General features: G+C 71.3%; 17 protein-coding genes. 7 read left to right on the top strand and 10 right to left on the bottom strand.

The window, feature by feature from the left end; all coding sequences use genetic code 11:
- Position 1 precedes the first annotated feature (1 nt).
- Positions 2-895 (top strand): LysR family transcriptional regulator, encoded by an 894-nt coding sequence (locus AB4112_RS30005; protein WP_441724961.1) that lies wholly within the window; start codon positions 2-4, stop codon positions 893-895.
- A gap of 94 nt (positions 896-989) precedes the next feature.
- Positions 990-4,829: a NahK/ErcS family hybrid sensor histidine kinase/response regulator gene (locus AB4112_RS30000; RefSeq protein WP_441724958.1), complete on the top strand. Its 3,840-nt coding sequence runs from the start codon at positions 990-992 to the stop codon at positions 4,827-4,829.
- Here AB4112_RS30000 and AB4112_RS29995 read toward each other — a convergent pair.
- Both AB4112_RS29995 and AB4112_RS29990 read right to left on the bottom strand, forming a co-directional pair.
- Positions 4,826-5,470 (bottom strand): response regulator, encoded by a 645-nt coding sequence (locus AB4112_RS29995; protein WP_441724956.1) that lies wholly within the window; start codon positions 5,468-5,470, stop codon positions 4,826-4,828. The genes AB4112_RS30000 and AB4112_RS29995 overlap by 4 nt on opposite strands.
- Positions 5,471-5,598: 128 nt before the next feature.
- Entirely contained in the window at positions 5,599-7,269 is a 1,671-nt protein-coding gene (locus AB4112_RS29990) for an MFS transporter (RefSeq protein WP_309796938.1), read from the bottom strand.
- Positions 7,270-7,556: 287 nt separating this feature from the next.
- Between AB4112_RS29990 and AB4112_RS29985 the strand changes: the two genes are divergently transcribed.
- The 4 genes from AB4112_RS29985 to AB4112_RS29970 all read left to right on the top strand — a co-directional run bounded on the left by AB4112_RS29985 (position 7,557) and on the right by AB4112_RS29970 (position 11,665).
- The gene (locus tag AB4112_RS29985; protein ID WP_441724953.1) at positions 7,557-7,958 is read left to right on the top strand and encodes a hypothetical protein; all 402 of its coding nucleotides are present in this window, start codon (positions 7,557-7,559) and stop codon (positions 7,956-7,958) included.
- A gap of 45 nt (positions 7,959-8,003) precedes the next feature.
- Positions 8,004-9,317, top strand: coding sequence for a bifunctional folylpolyglutamate synthase/dihydrofolate synthase (locus tag AB4112_RS29980; RefSeq protein ID WP_441724950.1), 1,314 nt, complete (start codon positions 8,004-8,006; stop codon positions 9,315-9,317).
- Between the two features lie 127 nt (positions 9,318-9,444).
- Positions 9,445-10,884, top strand: a complete 1,440-nt coding sequence (locus tag AB4112_RS29975; RefSeq protein ID WP_441724947.1) for an FAD-binding oxidoreductase — start codon at positions 9,445-9,447, stop codon at positions 10,882-10,884.
- A gap of 4 nt (positions 10,885-10,888) precedes the next feature.
- Positions 10,889-11,665, top strand: coding sequence for a FadR/GntR family transcriptional regulator (locus tag AB4112_RS29970; protein ID WP_309796929.1), 777 nt, complete (start codon positions 10,889-10,891; stop codon positions 11,663-11,665).
- A gap of 4 nt (positions 11,666-11,669) precedes the next feature.
- On the opposite strand, the gene larB is transcribed toward AB4112_RS29970, so the two are convergent.
- The 3 genes from larB to AB4112_RS29955 are packed head-to-tail and all read right to left on the bottom strand — an operon-like array spanning position 11,670 to position 14,349.
- A complete protein-coding gene (larB, locus tag AB4112_RS29965; RefSeq protein ID WP_309796926.1) occupies positions 11,670-12,350 on the bottom strand; it encodes a nickel pincer cofactor biosynthesis protein LarB in 681 nt (226 codons plus the stop codon).
- Positions 12,347-13,153 carry a hypothetical protein gene (locus AB4112_RS29960; protein WP_441724942.1) on the bottom strand — a complete coding sequence of 269 codons (807 nt, stop codon included), beginning with the start codon at positions 13,151-13,153 and terminating at the stop codon, positions 12,347-12,349. The genes larB and AB4112_RS29960 overlap by 4 nt, the downstream gene beginning before the upstream one ends.
- A complete protein-coding gene (locus AB4112_RS29955; RefSeq protein ID WP_309796922.1) occupies positions 13,150-14,349 on the bottom strand; it encodes a LarC family nickel insertion protein in 1,200 nt (399 codons plus the stop codon). The genes AB4112_RS29960 and AB4112_RS29955 overlap by 4 nt, the downstream gene beginning before the upstream one ends.
- 126 nt (positions 14,350-14,475) lie before the next feature.
- Between AB4112_RS29955 and AB4112_RS29950 the strand changes: the two genes are divergently transcribed.
- Positions 14,476-15,231, top strand: coding sequence for a FadR/GntR family transcriptional regulator (locus AB4112_RS29950; RefSeq protein ID WP_309796921.1), 756 nt, complete (start codon positions 14,476-14,478; stop codon positions 15,229-15,231).
- Between the two features lie 151 nt (positions 15,232-15,382).
- On the opposite strand, the gene larA is transcribed toward AB4112_RS29950, so the two are convergent.
- From larA to AB4112_RS29925, 5 genes are read right to left on the bottom strand one after another with little or no spacing between them, the layout of a single operon-like run.
- Positions 15,383-16,678: a nickel-dependent lactate racemase gene (gene larA, locus AB4112_RS29945; RefSeq protein ID WP_309796919.1), complete on the bottom strand. Its 1,296-nt coding sequence runs from the start codon at positions 16,676-16,678 to the stop codon at positions 15,383-15,385.
- A gap of 23 nt (positions 16,679-16,701) precedes the next feature.
- Positions 16,702-17,436, bottom strand: coding sequence for an ABC transporter ATP-binding protein (locus AB4112_RS29940; RefSeq protein ID WP_309796917.1), 735 nt, complete (start codon positions 17,434-17,436; stop codon positions 16,702-16,704).
- Complete coding sequence (locus tag AB4112_RS29935) at positions 17,433-18,155, bottom strand: ABC transporter ATP-binding protein (protein WP_309796915.1); 723 nt, start codon at positions 18,153-18,155, stop codon at positions 17,433-17,435. Before AB4112_RS29935 ends, AB4112_RS29940 begins: the two co-directional genes overlap by 4 nt.
- Before the next feature lie 2 nt (positions 18,156-18,157).
- Positions 18,158-19,186, bottom strand: coding sequence for a branched-chain amino acid ABC transporter permease (locus tag AB4112_RS29930; protein ID WP_309796913.1), 1,029 nt, complete (start codon positions 19,184-19,186; stop codon positions 18,158-18,160).
- 38 nt (positions 19,187-19,224) lie between these two features.
- Positions 19,225-20,094 (bottom strand): branched-chain amino acid ABC transporter permease, encoded by an 870-nt coding sequence (locus tag AB4112_RS29925; protein WP_309796911.1) that lies wholly within the window; start codon positions 20,092-20,094, stop codon positions 19,225-19,227.
- Between the last annotated feature and the right edge of the window lie 61 nt (positions 20,095-20,155).

Raw genomic sequence — 20,155 nt, 5'->3', positions numbered from 1 at the left:
AATGTCAGAACCCGGACTCCCGACCTTCGACCAGATCCGGGTGCTGCTTGCCGTCGCCGAAGCCGGCAGCTTCGCGGCCGCCGCCCGCGGGCTGAATCGCGCGACCTCGGCCGTCACCTATGCGATCGACCATCTCGAGGCCCAGCTCGGCGTGCCGCTGTTCGACCGGGTGACGACCCGCAGGCCGGAACTGACCCAGGCGGGCCAGGCCGTGCTGGCCGAGGCGCGGGCGGTGGCCGATGGCGTCGACAAGCTGCGGGCGCGGGTGAAGGGGCTGCTGGAGGGGCTGGAGCCGGAAGTCTCGCTGGCCGTCGACGTGATGCTGCCGACCGCCCGGCTGGTCGACGCCCTGCAGGCCTTCCAGCTGGAGTTCCCGACCGTGCCGCTGCGCCTGCATGTCGAGGCGCTGGGCGCGGTCACCCAGCTGGTGCTCGACGGCACGGCCACGATCGGCATCACCGGGCCGCTGAACATCCGCACCGAGGGCACCGAGCGGCTGCAGATCGGCGCGGTCCGGATGCTGGCGGTCGCCGCCCCCTTCCATCCGCTGGCCCGCCCGGGGTCCCGCCTGCCGGGAGAGGTGCGCGACCACATCCAGCTGGTGCTGACCGACCGTTCGCCCCTGACCCGGGGGCGTGATTTCGCCGTCGCCAGCGTGAAGACGTGGCGGCTGGCCGACCTCGGGGCGAAGCACGCGCTGCTGCTGGCCGGGGTGGGCTGGGGCGGGATGCCCGAGCCGATCGTGCGCGGCGACATCGACGCCGGCCGGCTGGTGGCGCTGGACCTGCCGGACTGGCGGCCGGGCGTCTACACCTTCCAGATGACCTATCGCACCGACACCCCGCCGGGGCCGGCGGCGCGCTGGCTGATCGAACGCTTCGCCGGCCAGGCCTGAGCGGCCCGGCCACGTCCGGGCTTCGGCCGGCGGCGCATTCTGCTAGCCTGGGGCGGACGCCGCGGGAGCCGGCGGGGTCGGGAACGGGGGCGCGGTGGCGGACTGGCTGCTTTGGGCGATCGCCCTGGGCTATCTCGGGCTGCTGTTCACGGTCGCCTTCCTCGGCGACCGCAACGCGCCCTATTGGCGGTCCGGCCTGCGCGAGCCGCTGGTCTATGCCCTGTCGCTGGCGGTCTACTGCACCTCGTGGACCTTCTATGGCGGCGTCGGCCGGTCGGTGTCGCACGGGCTGGATTTCACCCTGATCTATGTCGGGCCGATCCTGGTGATCGTGCTGGGCTATCCCATGATGCGGAAGATCATCCGCGTCGCCCGGATCCAGAACATCACCTCGGTGGCCGACTTCATCGCCGCCCGCTACGGCAAGAGCCGCGTGGTCGCCGCCATGGCGACGGTGATCGCCCTGGTCGGGGTGCTGCCCTACATCGCGCTGCAGCTGCAGGCGGTGTCGCTCAGCTTCGGCGCGCTGGCGGCGGGGCCGGAGGCCGCCCGGCAGCTGGGCGCGCCGCCACCCTTCTGGGCCGACACCGCGCTCTACGTCGCCCTGACCATGGCGGTGTTCGCCATCCTGTTCGGCGTCCGCCACGTCCAGGCCAATGAGCGGCACCAGGGCATGATCCTGGCGATCGCCTTCGAATCCCTGGTCAAGCTCGGCGCGCTGCTGGCGGCCGGGGTGTTCGTCACCTTCGTCATGTTCGACGGGCCGGGCGACCTGGCGACGCGGCTGATGGACCATGCCGACCTGCGGGCGCGGGTCGAGGGGTTCTCGATCGGGCCGGAATGGGTGTCGATCCCGGTGATGTCGGCGCTGGCCTTCATCTGCCTGCCGCGCCAGTTCCATGTCGCCGTGGTCGAGGCGGGCCGGCCGGCCGACCTGCGCACCGCCAGCTGGCTGTTCCCGGCCTATCTCGGCGCCATCAACCTGTTCGTGCCGGCGATCGCCGTCGCCGGGATGCTGACCCTCGGCGCCGCCGCCGACCCCGACCTGTTCGTGCTGGCGCTGCCGGTGGCGGCGGACCAACCGCTGCTGTCGCTGGCCGTGTTCCTGGGCGGGCTGTCAGCATCGACCGGCATGGTGATCGTCGAGACCGTCGCGCTCAGCACCATGATCAGCAACGAGCTGGTGATGCCGCTGCTGCTGCGCAGCGGCGCCGCCTCGCGCAGCGACGGCGCGCTGGGCCTGCTGCTGCTGCGCGTCCGCCGCATCGCCATCCTCGCCATCCTGCTGCTGGCCTATGGCTATTACGCCGTGATCGGCGGGCGGCTGCCGCTGGCCGCGATCGGCCTGATCGCCTTCTGCGCCGTGGCCCAGCTGGGCCCCGCCCTGATCGCCGGGCTGTACTGGCGGGGGGCGCATCGCCACGGCGCCTTCGCCGGCATGGCCGGCGGCTTCCTGATCTGGGTCGCGGTCTTCCTGGTGCCGTCCGTGTCCGATGCCGACGGGGCCTCGCTGCTGGGCACCGAGGGGCTGCTGTGGGGCATGGTCGACGGCTTCGACGCGCTGACCCGCGGCGCCTTCTGGAGCCTGTCGCTCAACACCGCCCTGCTGGTCGGCGTGTCGCTGCTGGTGCGGGCCGGCGAGCGCGACCGCCAGCAGGCCGACGCCTTCGTCGCGCCGGCGATCGAGGCCCGGCGCGGCCCCGGCACCCCGCACCGCGCCGCCGCCTTCGACGACCTGAAGCGGCTGGTCGGCCGCTTCGTCGGGGCGGAGAAGGCGGCCCTGGCCTTCGGCGGCCCGGCCGCCATGCTGCGCGACCGCGACCTGGCCGACTACACCGAACGCCTGCTCAGCGGCGCGATCGGCGCCGCCTCCGCACGGATCATGGTGGCCGCCACCATCCGCCGGCAGCGGACCTCGATCGGCCGGTCGCAGACCCTGCTGCGCCAGGCGTCCGAAGCCATCCTGTTCAACCGCGACCTGCTGAGCGCGACGCTGGAGAACATCGGCCAGGGCATCGGCGTGTTCGATCGCGACCTGCGCCTGGCCGCCTGGAACGGCCGCTTCGTGGCGCTCTTGGAGCTGATGGAGCCGCTGGTGCGGACCGGCATGCCGCTGGAGGCCCTGGTCGAACCCGGCCATGGCCGGGACGCGCTGTTCGACCTTTCGGTGCTGCTGCACGAGCAGCGCGACCCGGCGCTGCGCCACCAGACCCACAGCCATGAGCGGCGCAGCGCCGACGGAAGGGTGCTGGAGCTGCAGACCAACCCGATGCCCGATGGCGGCTTCGTGCTGGTCTGCACCGACGTCACCGAGCGGGTGACGACGCTGGACGCGCTGCGCGAGAGCGAGCGCCGGATCCGCATCTACACCGACAACGTCCCGGTGCTGATCGCCTATGTCGACCGCGACGAACACTACCGCTTCACCAACCGTCCCTATGAGGAAGCGCTGGGGCTGGAGCGCGGCCAGGCCAACGGCCTGCCAATCCGCACCGCGCTGGGCGAGGAACGCTATGCCCGGCTGAAGCCGCGGGTCGACGCGGTGCTGGCCGGGCGGCGCCAGGAGTTCGAGATCGACTTCACGTCCGCCGGGGTCGAACTGGCGCACGGGACCTACATCCCGCATCGCGACGAGACCGGCCGCATCGTCGGCTTCTTCACCCTGTACCAGGACATCACCGAGCAGCGCCGGGCCGAGGCCGCCCTGCGCGAGACCGCCGAAACGCTGGAGCGTCGGGTGGCCGGGCGGACCCGCGAGCTGACCGCGCTGAACCAGGAGCTGACCGCGGCCAAGGCCGCCGCCGAGGCCGCCAACCTGGGCAAGACCCGATTCCTGGCCGCCGCCAGCCACGACCTGCTGCAGCCCTTCCACGCCGCCCGGCTGCTGACCGCCACCCTGGCGGAACGGCTGGCGCGACGGCCCGAGGCGCCGCTGGTGCGGCACATCGACGGCTCGCTCGGCGCGGTCGAGGAGCTGCTGCAGGCACTGCTGGAGATGTCGAAGCTGGATGCCGGCGCCTTGCAGCCCCAGCCGCGGCCGGTGGCGGTCGAGGAGATCCTGCGCGGTGCGGCGTTGCCATTCGAGCCGGTGGCACGCCGCCGCGGCCTGCGCCTGCGGGTGGTGCCGTCGACGGCGCTGGCGGTCACCGATCCGGCGCTGATCCGAAGGATCGTCCAGAACCTGGTGTCCAACGCGGTGCGCTACACCCGCCAGGGCACTGTCCTGGTCGGGTGCCGCCGCCGTGCCGGCCAGGTGATGATCCAGGTCTGGGACAGCGGGCCCGGCATCGCGCCGGAGCAGATCGGCACCATCTTCGAGGAGTTCCGCCGTCTCGACGGCGCCGCCGACGACGAACCGGCGGGGCTGGGCCTGGGCCTGGCCATCGTCGACCGCATCGCGGCGATGCTCGGACACAAGGTCTCGGTGCGGTCCTGGCCGGGCCGCGGCAGCGTGTTCGAGATCGCCCTGCCGGCCGCGGACGGCGCCCTGGCGGCCCGGCCGTCACCCCAGCCCCGGCGGCGGTCGCCGGCGACCAGCCTGGACGGCCGGCTGGTCCTGTGCGTCGACAACGACCGCGGCATCCTGACGGCGACCCGGGCGCTGCTGGAGCAATGGGGCTGCGCCGTGGTCACCGTGACCGATGCCGCCGGCGCGCTGGACGCCATGGCCGGCCAGGGTCGGCCGCCGGACGCCGTGCTGCTGGACCATCACCTCGCCGGCACGGAAACCGGGCTGGACGTGCTCGATGCCCTGGAGGCGATGTTCGGGGCTCCGCTGGCGGCCGCCCTGGTCACGGCCGACCGCACGGACGCGCTCAAGGAAGCGGCCGCCGCCCGGAAGCTGCCGCTGCTGCACAAGCCGCTGAAGCCGGCGGCGCTGCGGGCGCTGCTGGTGCAGATCGCGGCGAAATCGCTGACCGAGCGATCAGTCTAATCGGGCAGCGGCCCGAACAGACCGAGTTGCCTGATCGCGATCACCGCCTGGGTCCGGCTCTGGACCCCGAGCTTGCGGAAGACATGCGACAGATGGGCCTTCACCGTGGCCTCGGTGATCGACATCTCGAAGGCGATCTGCTTGCTCAGCTTGCCTTCGGCCAGCAGCAGCACGACCCGCAGCTGCTGCGGCGTGAACTCGGCCACGCGGCGGCTCAGCTCCCCCGGCGACGGCGGCGCATCCAAGGCATCGGGGAACCACAGCCCGCCGCCGAGCACGGTCTCGATCGCCTCGCCGATCCCGGCCAGCGGCGTCGATTTCGGCAGGTAGCCCGAGGCCCCGAACTCCATGGCCTGGCGGATCACGCCGGGATCCTCATTGGCCGAAACCATCACCACCGGCACCGTGGGGAAGGACGCGCGCAGCGAGGCCAGGCCGCCATAGCCGTTCATCCCCGGCATCGACAGGTCGAGCAGCATGAGGTCGACCGCCTGCCGCTCCAGCACCGGCGCGATCTCGGCGAAGCTGCCGACCTCGATGACACGGACGGGCGCCGGCATCACCTCGGCCAGGGTCTCGGCGAGGGCGCGCCGGACCATGGGATGGTCGTCGGCGATCAGGACAACGGTGGCGTCGGTCATCTTCCCCCAGACAAAAGGCCGCGCCCATTGTGGGCGCGGCCTCAGGGAAGACACAAGCGCCGGCCTGGCCGGCGGGAGTGCGCGGAACCCCGCCGATCTCGACGAGTCGGGATCGGCGGGGCCTGGTATCAGTTGTTGCGGATGTCGACGTGCCGGGTGTCCTTGATGAACAGCGTGCCGATCACCAGTGCGACGCCGGCGATGATGATCGGGTACCACAGCCCGCTGTAGATGTTGCCGGTGCCGGCCACGATGGCGACGGCGATCGCCGGCAGGGTGCCGCCGAACCAGCCATTGCCGATGTGGTAGGGCAGCGACATCGAGGTGTAGCGGATCCGGGTCGGGAACATCTCGACCAGCATCGCCGCGATCGGGCCGTAGACCATCGTGACGTACAGCACCAGCACGAAGAGGATCAGCCACACCATGAAGTGGTTGATCTGCGCCGGATCGGCCTTCTCGGGATAGCCCGCAGTCTTCAGCGCGTCGGCCAGGCCCTTGTTGAAGACGGGACCGACAGTCGCCGCATCCGCCGCGGTCGCGTCATAGGCGGCGATGCGGGTGCTGCCGACATCGATCTCGGCCTTCGATCCTGCCGGGCCTGCCTGGTTGCTGTACGGCACGCCGGCCTTGACCAGCGAGGCCTTGGCGATGTCGCAGGAGCTGGTGAACTTCGATGTGCCGGCCGGGTTGAACTGCACGCTGCATTCGGCCGGGTCAGCGATGACGGTCACCGGCGACGACGCCTGCGCCGCCTCCAGCGCCGGGTTGGCGTAGTGGGTCAGACCCTGGAACAGCGGGAAGTAGGTCAGGACCGCCAGCAGGCAGCCGGCCATGATGATCGGCTTGCGCCCGATCTTGTCGGACAAGGCGCCGAACACCAGGAAGAACGGCGTGGCGACCAGCAGCGCTGCGGCCACCAGCAGGTTGGCGGTCTGGGCGTCGACCTTCAGCGTGTTGGTCAGGAACAGCATCGAATAGAACTGGCCGCAGTACCAGACCACGGCCTGGCCCATGGTCAGGCCGAACAGGGCCAGCGCCACGATCTTCAGGTTGCCCCGGTTGGCGAAGGCCTCGGTCAGCGGCGCCTTGGACGTCTTGCCCTCGGCCTTCATCTTCTGGAACAGCGGCGATTCGCTCAGCTGCATCCGGATCCAGATCGAGACGATCAGCAGGACGATCGAGACCATGAACGGGATGCGCCAGCCCCAGGCGTCGAAGGCCGCGGCGTCCATCGACATGCGGCAGGCCAGGATGACGATCAGCGACAGGAACAGGCCCAGCGTCGCGGTGGTCTGGATCCAGGCGGTGTAGAAGCCGCGCTTGCCCTGTGGCGCATGCTCCGCGACATAGGTCGCGGCGCCGCCGTATTCGCCGCCCAGCGCCAGGCCCTGCAGCAGGCGCAGCAGGATCAGGATCGCAGGTGCTGCGATGCCGATCGACGCATAGCCCGGCAGGAAGCCGACCGCCGAGGTCGACACGCCCATGATCACGATGGTGACCAGGAAGGTGTATTTGCGGCCGACCAGGTCGCCGAGGCGGCCGAACACCAGCGCGCCGAATGGCCGGACGAAGAAGCCGGCGGCGAAAGCCAGCAGGGCGAAGATGAAGCCCGCGGTCGGGTTGACGCCGGAGAAGAAGTTCTTGGCGATCGCCGCGGTCAGGGCGCCGTAGAGGTAGAAGTCATACCACTCGAACACCGTCCCCAGCGACGATGCGAAGATGACTTTGCGTATTTCCCCCTTGGTGAGAGGGTCGCTGGCGGCGCCGCTGTAGGCGACGTCCGATGTGGCGGTCATGGACCGGTCCTCCCTGATCGTTCGGTCCTTGGTGCCGGTCGCGGGCAGAATTCCGCACAAGGCCCGGCGCCAGGGTTGACGAATCCTACCAAGCGGACCGGGCAAGGACGTAGTCGACGTTCGTCTATGTCCCGCGCAGCCGGCAGGAATCCTGGGAGATCTTCACGGCCATGCGGCATTCCGGCCGCTGGGAAGGGCATCGCCGGACGCCCATCTCGGGGATATCCTCAGACAGTGTCGGGGCGCGGGGTGACAGGCGCCCCCGCCCAGCAGGAGAGGAACCGGACATGCTCAAGCCCATTCACCTGACGGCCCTGGTCGGCACCGCCCTGCTGCTCGGCGCCTGTGCCAATTCGCCGGCTGCGATCGGGCAGCGCGAGGACATGCTGGCCGCCGCCGGCTTCAGCCTGCGGCCGGCCGACACGCCCGACCGGATCGCGTCGCTGAAAGGGCTGCCGCCGCACAAATTCGTCTCCAGCCTGCGCAACGGCGCCGTCTCCTACGTCTATGCCGACCCGACGATCTGCGGCTGCCTCTATGTCGGCGACCAGGCCGCCTATGGCCGCTACCAAAAGCTGGTGTTCGAGAAGCGGATCGCGGACGAGCAGGAGCAGGCGGCGCAGCTGAACCAGAATGCCGCCCTGAACTGGAATGCCGGCCCCTGGGGACCCTGGGCCCCCTATTGGTGAATGCCCGCCTCCCCTTCCCGTCCCGTCGACACCGGATCATCCGCGATGACCCATGACGCCCCCACCGGCGCGCTTGCCGCCGCGCTCTCGCAGCTCGACGGCGTGGTCGACTGGGAACGCCGCGACCGCCGCGCCGGCATGCCGGTCGGGCTTGACCCGTTGCGCGACCTGCTCGCCCATCTCGGGCAGCCGCAGCGTCGGTTCCGCACGGTCCATGTCGCCGGCACCAAGGGCAAGGGCTCGGTGTCCGCGCTGGTCGAGGCCGGGCTGCATCGGGCGGGCTTCGCCGTCGGCCGCTTCTCGTCGCCGCATATCGAGCGCATCACCGAACGGGTGACCTTCGGCGGGCGGGAGATCGACGAGGCCGCCTTCGCGACGGCGCTGGACCAGGCCTGGGCGGCGCGGCAGGACGCGGTGCGGCGCGACAGCCCGGGCCAGGCTGCCACCCGCTTCGACCTGGAGACCCTGGCGGCGATCCTGGCCTTCGCCGCCGCGGGCGTCGACTGGGCGGTGCTGGAATGCGGCCTGGGCGGCCGCACCGATTCGACCAATGTCGTCGACGGCGAGGTGGCGGTGCTGACCAATGTCGGGCTGGAGCACACCGCCGTGCTGGGCACCAGCCACGCCGCTATCGCCGGTCAGAAGGTCGGGATCCTCAAGCCCGGCGCGACGCTGGTCACCGGTGTGGCGCTGGACAGCGAGGCCGGGGCGGTGGTGCGGGCCGAGGCGGAGGCGCTGGGCTGCCCGGTCCTGTTCCGCCCCTCCCCCGGGCCCGGGCTGACGATCGCCGACAGCAATGCCGGGCTGGCGCGGGCGGTGCTGGACGAGATCGGCCGCCGTGGCGTCGCCATCCGGCGGCCGGACCTGCCGCCCGGCCCGGTCGCCGGCTGGCTGCTGGACGGCCCGACCCGTGACGCGGCGCGGCTTCCCGGCCGCATGGAGCGGTTCGACCTGCCGGTGCCGGTGGTCCTGGACGGCGCCCATGTGCCGTTCAACCTGGAGGCGGTGCTGGCCGACCTGGAGGCCATGCCCGATCTGGCCGGCCCCTGCGCCGCGGTGCTGGGGCTGGGCCGCGACAAGCAGGCGGCCGAGATGCTGGCCGTGCTGAAGCAGCGGGCGGCCATCGTGATCTGCACCCGCGCGGCCGGCGGCCCGCCGGCCTATGAACCGGACGAGCTGTACGATCTGGCCGCCGCCGCCGGGCTGGCCGCCGAGGCGATCGCGAACCCCGGCGAGGCGCTGGCCCGCGCCGAGGCAGTCGCGGCGCCGGGAGGCTGGATCCTGGTCACCGGGTCGCTGCACCTGGTCGGCGAGGTGCGGCCGATCATCCGCCGGCTTCTGGCGCAGGCGGGCGGCTGACCAGGGCCCGGCGACCGATTGTCCGCGCCGGAACGCAAACATGACTTGATGCCTAACATCATAGTTGTATGATAACAGGATAACAGTGTTTGCTGTCCGGCCACATCATGCCTCGGGACCCTCGTTGATGACAGCTGCTTCCTCCCGCGCCGCGGCGATCGCCGCGCTGGCGGAGATTCTGCCCGGCGACGCGCTGCTGACCGCGGACGAGGATGTGGAGCGTTACAGCCGCGACTGGTCGGGCGACCATTTCGGCCGGCCGCTGGCGGTGGCGCGGCCGCGGTCGGTCGAGCAGGTCTCGGCCCTGATGCGGCATTGCTGGGACACCGGCCTGCGCGTCGTGCCGCAAGGCGGGCTGACCGGGCTGGTCGGGGCCGCGGTGGCGGCGCCGGAGGGCGAGGTCGTGATCAGCCTGGAGCGGATGAACGCGGTCCGCCAGATCAGCCCGATCGACTTCGCCATGGTGGTCGAGGCCGGCTGCATCCTGGAGGACGCCAAGACCGCCGCGGACGACGCCGACTGCCTGCTGCCGATCACCTTCGGGGCGCAGGGCACCTGCCGCATCGGCGGCAATGTCGCGACCAATGCCGGCGGCTTCAACGTGCTGCGCTACGGCATGACCCGGGACCTGGTGCTGGGCCTGGAGGTGGTGCTGGCGGATGGCCGGGTGTGGAACGGGCTGAAGGTGCTGCGCAAGGACAACCGCGGCTATGACCTGAAGCAGCTGTTCATCGGCAGCGAGGGCACGCTGGGCATCGTCACCGCCGTCGCGTTCAAGCTGTTCCCCAAGCCGACCCAGGTCGAGACGGCGCTGGTCGGGCTGGCCTCGGTCGAGGATGCGATGGAGCTGTACGCCCGCGCCCGCCGGGCCTGCAGCGACCTGCTAACCGCCTTCGAGCTGATCCTGCGCGACGGCATCGAGGTGACGCTGCGCACCCGGCCGGACTTTCCCGACCCGTTGGCCGAGGCCTATCCGGCCTATGTCCTGATCGAGGCGTCGGCCGGCGGCGCGGTCGACCTGCGCGGCCTGATCGAGACCTTCCTCGGCGGCGCCGACGACATCATCCGCGACGGCGTGATCGCGACCAGCCGGGCCCAGGCGGACCGGCTGTGGCTGTATCGCGAGACCATGGTCGAATCGCAGGGCCGCGGCGGGCGCTACCTGCGCACCGACGTGTCGGTGCCGATCTCGCGCATCGCCGACTTCATCGCCGCGGCGCTGGCCGCGGTGCGCGGCCGCTATCCCGAGGCGATGCCGCTGGCCTACGGCCATGTCGGCGACGGCAACGTGCATTTCAACGTGATCCCGCCGGCCGGCCTGGCGGTCGAGGCGCTGGACCCGCTGTTCCACGGCGCCGAGGAGCTGATCTTCGACGTGGTCGACCGCCTGGGCGGCAGCATCAGCGCCGAGCATGGCATCGGCCGGGTCAAGCAGGACGCCTTCCTGGCCCGCATCGACCCGGTGGCGCTGGACCTGGTGACCCGGCTGAAGGATGCGTTGGATCCGAAGCATATTCTGAGCAACGGGCGTATCCTGCGGGACGATTCGATAATCAAGAACAGGTGAGGCCATGGCGCTGAAGCTCGACAAGGTCAGCCGCGGACCGCATCTGCCGACCCTGGTCGCCAGCTCGATCTCGCGTGAGATCGCCCGCGGTCGGCTGAAGCCGGGCGACCAGCTGCCGACCGTGCAGGCTCTGGCCGAGACCTTCGGCGTCAGCCGCAACGTGGTGCGCGAGGCGATCGCCCGGCTGGCCTCCGAAGGGCTGGTCTGGTCGCAGCAGGGCCGCGGCGCCTTCGTCTCCGAGGACAGCAAGTCGACGGTGCTGAAGATCGACCACGACGCCATGCAGCACGGCGACGCGTTCAGCAGCCTGTTCGAGCTGCGCGGCGCGCTGGAGGTCTGCGCCGCCGCCCTGGCAGCCGACCGCCGGACGCCGACGGACCTCGCCGCGATGCGCCTGGCGCTGACGACGATGGCCGCCGCCCCCTATGGCAGCGTCGCCTGGCTGCAGGCCGACCTGGAGTTCCACCGCGCGATCGCGGCGGCGACCCGCAACGACTATCTGGTCCAGTTCATCGGCTTCGTCGCCGAACGCGTCCGCGAGAGCATCCTGGCGGCCGGCGACCAGCACCCGTCCGAGGACATGGCCCAGGCCACGCTGAGCGAGCACGACCTGATCCTGGCGGCGATCGAGGCGCGGGACGAGGCCGCGGCGCAGCAGACGATGCAGAGCCATCTGAACGGCGCGGCGCAGCGCGTCGGCCTGTCCCAGGACCGGCCCGCGCCGCCGCCGGCACTGCCCCCGGCGACGGGCCGGCGAAAGCGCGACGTCGCCCCGGCATAGGTGGCTATAGCCGCCCGGCCAGCTGCCGGGCGCCGTGGATCAGCCGCAGGGCGGCGCAGGCGGCGCCGTAGCCGTTGTCGATGTTGCACACCGTGATCCCCGGCGCGCAGCTGGCCAGCATGGCGTCCAGCGCGGTGCGGCCGCCGGTGGCGACGCCGTAGCCGACCGAGGTCGGCACGCAGACCACCGGCCCCGCCACCAGCCCGCCGAGCACGCTGGCCAGCGCCGCGTCCATGCCGGCGACGACGATGACCACCGGATGGGCGCGGATCTCCTCCAGCCGGTCGGTCAGGCGCCACAGCCCCGCCACCCCGACATCGCCGATCAGACTGGCCTGCTGGCCTTGGTGGCGCAGCGTCCGCTCCGCCTCGCGGGCGACCGGGATGTCGGAGGTGCCGGCCGATACGATGGCGACCAGCCCGGTCGCCGCCACCGGCCGCAGCGGCCCGAAGAAGCCGGTGCGCGACACCGCGCAATAGTCGATCCGCTCGCGATGGGCGGCCGGCAGGGCCTCGAACCCGGCACCATCCAGCCGGGTCAGCAGCAGCCCGGCGCCGCGCGCCGCCGCCTGGTCCAGGATGGCGCCGATCTGCACCGCCGACTTGCCGGCGCAGTAGATCGCCTCGTCCAGGCCGATGCGCCCGCCACGGTCGAAATCGAGGGTGATCTCTTCCTTCGCGGTCATCGCGGCACCCCGACGAAGGCGCTGCCCACGCGGTAGGGCGCGAAGGCCAGCGGCCCCGCCGCGGCCCCGGCCGGCAGCAGGGCGCGGATCGACGCCTCCAGCTCCGATGCGTCGCCGCCGACCAGCCCGGCGAGGCTGTGGCCGTCGAGTTCGACCACCACGCCGGTGGCGCGGATGCGGCAGCGCACCGTCTGCGGCCGCAGGCGCCCCGCCACCAGCCGCTCGACCGCGTCGATGGCGCGCAGGGTCTCCGGCTCGATCGGGATCAGGGTCTCGACCCGGCTCGACAGGCAGGGCGACGACGGCAGCTCGGCCAGGTCGCCGAGGCCGAGGTCGCGGGCCAAAGCGCGCACCGCCGCCTTGCCGATCCCGGCCTCGACATAGGGGTGGCGCACGCCGTGCTCGCGCGCGGCGTCGAGGCCCGGGCGATATTCGCCGAGATCGTCGAGATTGGCGCCCGAGGCGATCGGCCGGTCGATGCGCCCGGCGATCGCGCCGTACAGATTGGTCTTGCAGAAGTAGCAGCGATTGACCGGGTTCTCGCGGTAGCGCGGGTCGGCGAACTCCCCGGCGTCGAGCACGGTCAGGGCCCAGCCCTCGCGCCCGGCCCAGTCGCGCACCCGCGCCGTGGCCGCGGGCGGCACCGCCGGCGACACGGCATGGACCATCATGGCGCCGTCCCCGCCCCGACGCCGGTGCGCCAGCACCGCCAGCGTCATGCTGTCGACGCCGCCGCTGACCGCCACGACGATCGGGCCGAAGCCGTCGATGATCGCCTCCAGCCGTTTGCGCTCGCTGCTCATGGCTTCTTCGGCTCCACCGCATCCTCCGCCGCCCGGCGCCGCGCCTGGCGCGCCGCGTGGCCGGACAGGCCGGCCACGTCGTCGGCCTCCGCCTTCGCCGTGCGGCCGCCGGGGCGGTCGACCGCCTTGACCCGCAGCCGCTGCCCGCCGGCCTCGACCTCGACCATGCTCCGCGCCAGCACGGCGCGGCGCTGCACCTGGTGGCGCAGGCCGATCGTCGTGGTTTCCTCGAAGCACAGCCGCAGCACCTCGTCCTGCGCCTCCGGCCGGGCCAGCACCCGGATCTGCGCCATCATCCGCCCCTTCTTGCCGAACACCGGGGCCTGGATCACGTCATGCACCGCGGGGTGGGCGCGCAGCCGGTCCAGCGCCAGCGCCAGGTCCTCGCCCGACTGGTCGTCGATCTCGCATTCCACCACCAGCACCGCATCGCCGTCGATCTCCGGCCCCGCCGCCCCGTCGAAACGCAGCACCCGCACGCAATTGCTCAGGCCCGGCAGGATGCGGGTGCCGAAGCCGATGCCCGAGCCCGACAGCGTCCGCCGCTGCGTCGACCGGGCGTTGTCGCCGCAGAGATGGCGCAGGATGGCGGCGCCGGTCGGCGTCACCCGTTCCCCTGCGACGCCGTCGTCGATGGTGGCGAAGCCCTGCAGCAGCAGCACGGTCGCCGGCGCCGGCACCGGCAGGAAACCATGCGCGGTGCGCACCCGGCCGGACCCCAGCGGGATGTCGCCGACGGTCCAGCGGTCGGCATCCACCGCCGCGATCAGATGCGCCGCGCCGACGATGTCCGCGATCGAATCCCAGGCCCCGACCTCGTGGAAGCTGACCGCCTCGACATCGACGCCATGCACCCGCGCCTCGGCCTCGGCGAGGTGCCGGAAGATGGCGATGGCGTGGCCCCGGACCGCGGGGTCGAGGTCCGACCGCTCCAGCGCCTCGCGGATCGTGCGCCAGGCGGTGTGGTGGTGGTCCGCGCCGTGATGGTGGTGCCCGTCCGTCCATTCGACCCGGAAGCGCCGGCCCACCAGGATTCCGTCATTGTGCGGCAGCAGCCGGCAGGCGACGCCGGCCAGCAGCCCGGTGCGGGCCAGGCTGTCCTGCAGCCCGGCCTCGTGCTGCGGGAACAGGTCGAGCAGAGCGGCGATGAACATGTCGCCCGCGAGGCCGCCGACCGGATCGAGATGCAATTCCATGGGCGGACTGTTCCAGATTGTCCCGGCGGCCACAACGCGGCATCAACGGCCGGGCCGCGCGCACTTGCGCGGCCCGGCGGGCGCTGCGATCCTGGCCGCCGCTGAGCAATGGGTTTGAAGGACAGGATGAGCAGGGATCCGGCGGCTTTCGGCGCGATTCGAAAGGCCCCCAATCTGACGGCCGGGCTGATCGAGACCCTGGTGGCGCAGATCGAATCCGGGGATCTGGCCCCGGGCCAGCGCCTGCCGACGGAACAGGCCATCGTCTCCGCCACCGGCGTCAGCCGGACGGTGGTGCGCGAGGCCCTGGCCTCGCTGCGCGCCCGCGGCATGATCACCACGCGCCAGGGGCTGGGCGCCTTCGTCGCCGAGACCGCCCTGCCCCGGTCCTTCTCGATCGAGCCGGACAAGCTGGAATCGATCGCCGACGTGCTGCAGGTGCTGGAGCTGCGGCTGAGCATCGAGGTCGAGGCCGCGGGGCTGGCCGCAGAGCGGCGCGACCCGGCCGGGCTGGAGCGCATCGAGGCGGCGCAGGCGGCGTTCCTGGCGGCGATCTCGGCGCCCGGGGCCGATGCCGAGACCGTCGGGCTGGGCGAGGACCTGGCCGTCCACCGCGCCATCCTGGCCGCCACCGGCAACGCCTATTTCGCCCGGGTGTTCGATGTCTTCAACGTGGTCATCCCGCGCCAGCGCATCCCGGTCGCGGCCCTGTCGCAGACGGAGCGCGAGCGCCATCTGCGCCGGGTCGGGCAGGAGCACGAGGCGATCCTCGCCGCGATCCGCGCCGGCGATGCCACCGCCGCCCGCCGGGCGATGCGGGTGCACTTGACCCGCGCCCGCGACCGCTACGCCGCCCTGCGGTCCGAGGTGAAGGCGGGCTGAGGGGCTCTCAGACAAGCGAGCCCAAGAAAAGATCGTCATTGCGAGCGCAGCGAAGCAATCCAGGGCCGCTTGGCGTGGCCCCCGGATTGCTTCGTCGGCTTCGCCTCCTCGCAATGACGGTTCTTTCAGGCTGATCGCAAGCTCGCCGGTATCAGAGACCGTTTGCATGGTACGGGATGACGTACGGTCCCTCGGGGATCACCGCCACCGCCGGGTCGTTCGACCGCGCCACGCTGGCGGCGATCGCCGCGTCGAGGTCGCCGACCAGCGCCGTGCCGGTGATGCCGCGCTCGGCCTCGCTCAGGCCCGAGGTGAAGAGCTCGATCCGGCCGAGGCGCAGGGTCTTCAGCTGCATCTCGGTCTGCCATTCGTCGACCTCGGCCAGGGTCTTCGCCGTCAGCGTCGCCAGGAACCGCTCCGGCCCCAGCTCGACCAGCCGGGTCTGGGCGTCGCGGAACTCCGGCGAGCCGAAGCCTTCCGAGCATTCCGAGGCGATGATCAGCGTGCCGCCCGGCTCGAGGATGTCGAGCGGCGTCACCATGCCCTTGATGGTCTGGTAGTAGGTCTTGTCGAGCGGATAGCCGGCCGACGAGGTCACCACCGTCTTGAACTTGCGCGGCACCGGCACCCGGGTGGCGCCGCTGACGAAGTCAACCGCCGCGGCATGGCTGGCGATGATCTCGCCGAAGGTGACGCAGACCAGGTTGCGGTCCTCGTCCAGCACCGTGTTCAGCCCGTAGACCTCGCCCAGCATGCCGACGATCTGCAGCTGTTCCTCATGCAGCGGGTTGCCGACCAGGTTGCACTGGACCGCGAGCGGATCTTCCATGAAGCGGGCGGAGTGGAAGGTGCGGATGGTCTCGTGATGGGCGACGCCGGGGGCGATCACCTTCCGCCCGCCCGACCAGCCGGCCATGAAATGCGGCTCGACCAGCCCGGTGGCGATGCGCAGGTCGGCCTCGACGAACTGGCGGTCGATCTTGACCGGGGTACCCCGCGTCGCGGTCCGGCCGAAATCGACATGGGCGGCATCATCGCGGGCGTCGTGGTTGTCGACCCGGACATGCTCCAGGACCCAGGGGTCGCCGACCAGCTCGGCCAGCTCCTCGCCCAGATTGGGCCGGTGCAGGCCGGTGGCGACCAGCACGCTGATGCGGTCGAGCGGGATGCCCGAGGCGACCATGGTCTCGATCATCGGCCGCAGGAACAGCCGGTTCGGCACCGGCCGGGTGATGTCGCAGATCAGGATGCAGGCGCTGCGCCGGCCGCGCGCCAGTTCGGCCAGCGACGGTGCGCCGATCGGCTGCGCCAGCGCTCGGGCGATCGCCGCATGCGGGTCGGCGATGGCCGGCAGCGGCTGCTTGCGCACCACCGTCACCTGCGCCCCCGCCGGCAGGCGGATGGGCAGATGGCCGCGGCCATAGGAGATGGTGAGATCCGTCGTCACAGCCCTGCTCCGCTTCGCAAACCTCAGGCAGTGGCCGCCGCAGGCGCGCCGCCGAGGTAGAGGTCCCGCATCAGGTCCGCGCTCTTCAGCTCGTCGATCGGCCCGGAGGCGACGACGCGGCCCTGCTGCATCAGATATCCATGCGTGGCCACGCCCAAGGCAAGCCCCGCATTCTGTTCGACCAGCAGGATCGAGGCGCCGAACCGCTCGCCGATGGCCAGGATGATGGCCTTGATTTCCTTCACCATCAATGGCGACAGGCCTAGCGAGGGTTCGTCGAGCAGCAGCACGCGCGGCCGCGCCATCAGCCCGCGGGCGATCGCCAGCATCTGCTGCTGCCCGCCGCTGAGCGACCCGCCCTTGTCGCGGCGCTTGGTGGCGAGGATCGGGAAGAACCCTTCCATCAGCGTGACGTCGGCATCGACCGCACCCTGGTCCCGCCTTGCATAGGCGCCCAGCCGCAGGTTCTCCTCGACCGTCATGTCGGCGAAGATGCGCCGGCCTTCCGGCACCAGCACGACCCCGCTTTTGGCCATGACGTCGGGCGGCTGGCCGGTCATGTCGCGGCCGTCGAAGACGACGCTGCCGCCGCGCGGCTTCACCAGCCCGGCGATGGTGCGCAGCAGCGTGGTCTTGCCGGCGCCGTTGGGCCCGAGGATGGTGGCGATCTCGCCCTGGCCCAGGGTCAGGGACACGTTGCGGTTGACCGTGGTCGGGCCATAGCCGGTGGAGACGCCGGACACCTGCAATAAGGTCACAGCGCGCCTCCGAGATAGACTTCGAGCACCTTGGGGTCGGCCAGCACCTCGGCGGTCGGGCCGTCGGCGATCTTGCTGCCGAAATCCAGCACCACCAGGCGGCGGCACAGGCGCTGCATCAGGCTCATGTCATGGTCGATGACGCAGACGCTGATGCCGTGGCCGGGCAGCTGCTGCACCAGCTCGACCAGCGTCGTCGTCTCCTTGTCGTTCAGTCCCGCCGCCGGCTCGTCCAGCAGCAGCAGCGACGGCCGCGTCGCCAGCGCCAGGGCGATGCCGAGCAGGCGCAGGTTGCCGAAGGGCAGCACGCCGGCGATCTCGTGGCGCAGCGCCTGCAGCCCGACGAAGCCGATCAGGTCGTCCGGCGTCGGCCAGGGGAATGGCCGCTCGCCGTCGGTGCGGCAATGCTCGGTGGCGATCTGCACATTCTCCAGCACGCTGAGGCCGGGGAAGGCCATGGCCTGCTGGAAGGTGTGGGCGATGCCGGCATGCGACACGGCATGGGCGGGGGTGCCGGTCATGTCGCGGCCGCGCCAGGTCACCGTGCCCGCGGTCGGCTTGTGCACGCCGGTGATGACGTTGAACAGCGTGGTCTTGCCCGACCCGTTGGGGCCGACGATGCCGAGGATCTCGCCCTCGACGATGGTCAGGTCGACCCCGGCCAGGGCCGCGACGCCGCCGAACTGCTTGCGGAGGCCGCGGATTTCGAGCGCGCCCATAGTCAGCCTCCTGCCTTCGAAGCGGGTGCCTTGGCGGCGGGCAGCCGCTCGGCCTGGGCCCCATCCGACAGCCGGCCACGCTGGGCGAACAGCTTGCGCCAGCCGTCGATGGCGCCGGCGATCAGCCCGTTCGGCAGCAGCAGGATCACCGCGATCAGGCAGACGCCGTAGAGGATGCGGGACTGCACCGGGTCGAGCGCGAACATCTCGGGCAGGAAGGCGACCAGGATGCCGCCGGCCAGCGGCCCCAGCAGCAGCCGGGCGCCGCCGATCATCACCATCAAGGCGAGGTAGATGCTGGGGAAGGACGAGAACTGGTTGGGCGAGATGTGGCGCAGGAAATAGGCCAGCAGCACGCCGGACACACCGGCGAAGACGCCGCTGACCACGAAGGCGCCGATCTTGTGCCGCCCGACATTGATGCCGAGCGACGCCGCCAGCTTCTCGTTCTCGCGGATCGCGCGCAGCGTGCGGCCGTAGGAGGAGTTGACGATGGCCCAGCTGGCCACGGCGCTGAGCGCCACGAAGCCGAGGGTCAGCAAGTAGAATTGCGGCAGCGGGTCGAGCCCCAGGCCGAACAGCGATACCGGCTGCCCCAGGTCGAGCCCGGTGGCGCGGCCGGTGAAGTCGCCGCCATTGGTCAGGACGATGGTCAGCAGCTGGCCGAAGGCGAAGGTCAGGATCACGAAATGGTGGCCGCTGACCCTGAGCGAGGGGAAGCCGACCACCGCCGCCAGCAGCGCCGTGGTCCCGGCGGCGAAAGGGATCGCGGTCCAGAAGTCGAAGCCGAAGTCGCGCGCCAGGATGGCGGCGGTGTAGGCGCCGACCCCGACCAGCGCGGCATGGCCCATCGACAGAATGCCGGTCTGGCCGAACAGCACCGACAGCCCGTACAGCGCCACCACATTGATGCCGGCGGTGATGGCCAGGGACAAGAGCCGGTTGCTGGGCCCCAGCAGCGGCACCAGCGCCAGCGCGGCGAACAAGGCGAGCGCCAGGACCAGGCGGCCGGCGGGAGAGCGGGACTGCATCGCGGAAGCCTTGGATTGCGGAGGGCCCGGGGGAACGTTCACGTGACGCGCGGGCCGCTGGTGCCGCCGAACAGGCCGTTGGGCCGGACCAGGAGCACGATGATCATCAGGGCGAAGGAATAGGCGTCGGTCCACTCCGACAGGCCGTAGCCGGCGCTGAAGCCTTCGACCAGGCCGAGGATCAGCCCGGCCACCACGGCGCCGGTAAGGTTGCCCAGGCCGCCGATCAGCGCCACCGCGAAGCCCTTCATCACGATGGTGCCGCCGGTGAAGGGGGTGATCGGGAACAGGGCGATCAGCAGGGCGCCGCCGAGGCCGGCCAGGGCGCTGCCGAAGACGAAGACGCCGGTGATGTAGCGCCGCACCGGGATGCCCATCAGCGCCGCGGTGTCACGGTCCTCGACGCTGGCGCGCAGCGCCCGGCCGTAGCGGCTGCGGGTGATCATGAAGAAGGTCAGGGCGACCACCGCCGTGGTCACCACGATCACCATCACCCGAACCGCCGCGATGCGCACGCCGCCGACGTCCCAGATGGTGTTCAGCGGCCGCGGGATGCTCTTCTGGTTGGCGTTCCAGAACAGGATGACGATGTGCTGGAGCACCACGATCAGGCCGAGCGAGACGATGAACCCGTTGGTCGGCCGGTTCAGGGTGAAGCGGAACAGCCCGCGTTCCAGCACCAGCCCCAACAGCGCCACCGAGGCGACGCCGGCGACCAGTGCCAGCGGGAAGCCCCAGCCAGCGCCGACCGCCAGCCAGGTGACGATGCTGCCGACCATCAGGAATTCGCCATGGGCGAAGTTGATGATGCCGGTCAGGCCGAAGATCAGGGTGACCCCGACCGCGATCAGCGTGATCACGCTGGCGATCGACAGCCCGTTCAGGATCTGCTGCAGGAGGATGTCCAAGGCGGGGTCCCGGAAGAAACGGATCGGCGGGGCGAGATGGGCCGGCCTGCCGGAGGGGGTG

The sequence above is a fragment of the Inquilinus sp. 2KB_23 genome, from assembly GCF_052115705.1.
Classification (GTDB): Bacteria; Pseudomonadota; Alphaproteobacteria; order DSM-16000; family Inquilinaceae; genus Inquilinus; species Inquilinus ginsengisoli_A.
Note: the sequence above shows the minus strand (reverse complement) of the source record. Positions and strands in the feature narration are given on the sequence as shown.

Coding starts and splice junctions, on each gene's coding strand:
- AB4112_RS29935 (WP_309796915.1), bottom strand. CDS start 18,155: ATGGGCGCGCTCGAAATCCGCGGCCTCCGCAAGCAGTTCGGCGGCGTC.
- larB (WP_309796926.1), bottom strand. CDS start 12,350: ATGACCGCGAAGGAAGAGATCACCCTCGATTTCGACCGTGGCGGGCGC.
- AB4112_RS29960 (WP_441724942.1), bottom strand. CDS start 13,153: ATGAGCAGCGAGCGCAAACGGCTGGAGGCGATCATCGACGGCTTCGGC.
- AB4112_RS29970 (WP_309796929.1), top strand. CDS start 10,889: ATGGCGCTGAAGCTCGACAAGGTCAGCCGCGGACCGCATCTGCCGACC.
- AB4112_RS29995 (WP_441724956.1), bottom strand. CDS start 5,470: ATGACCGACGCCACCGTTGTCCTGATCGCCGACGACCATCCCATGGTC.
- AB4112_RS29930 (WP_309796913.1), bottom strand. CDS start 19,186: ATGCAGTCCCGCTCTCCCGCCGGCCGCCTGGTCCTGGCGCTCGCCTTG.
- AB4112_RS29955 (WP_309796922.1), bottom strand. CDS start 14,349: ATGGAATTGCATCTCGATCCGGTCGGCGGCCTCGCGGGCGACATGTTC.
- AB4112_RS29975 (WP_441724947.1), top strand. CDS start 9,445: ATGACAGCTGCTTCCTCCCGCGCCGCGGCGATCGCCGCGCTGGCGGAG.
- AB4112_RS30005 (WP_441724961.1), top strand. CDS start 2: ATGTCAGAACCCGGACTCCCGACCTTCGACCAGATCCGGGTGCTGCTT.
- AB4112_RS29985 (WP_441724953.1), top strand. CDS start 7,557: ATGCTCAAGCCCATTCACCTGACGGCCCTGGTCGGCACCGCCCTGCTG.
- AB4112_RS29950 (WP_309796921.1), top strand. CDS start 14,476: ATGAGCAGGGATCCGGCGGCTTTCGGCGCGATTCGAAAGGCCCCCAAT.
- AB4112_RS29980 (WP_441724950.1), top strand. CDS start 8,004: ATGACCCATGACGCCCCCACCGGCGCGCTTGCCGCCGCGCTCTCGCAG.
- AB4112_RS29990 (WP_309796938.1), bottom strand. CDS start 7,269: ATGACCGCCACATCGGACGTCGCCTACAGCGGCGCCGCCAGCGACCCT.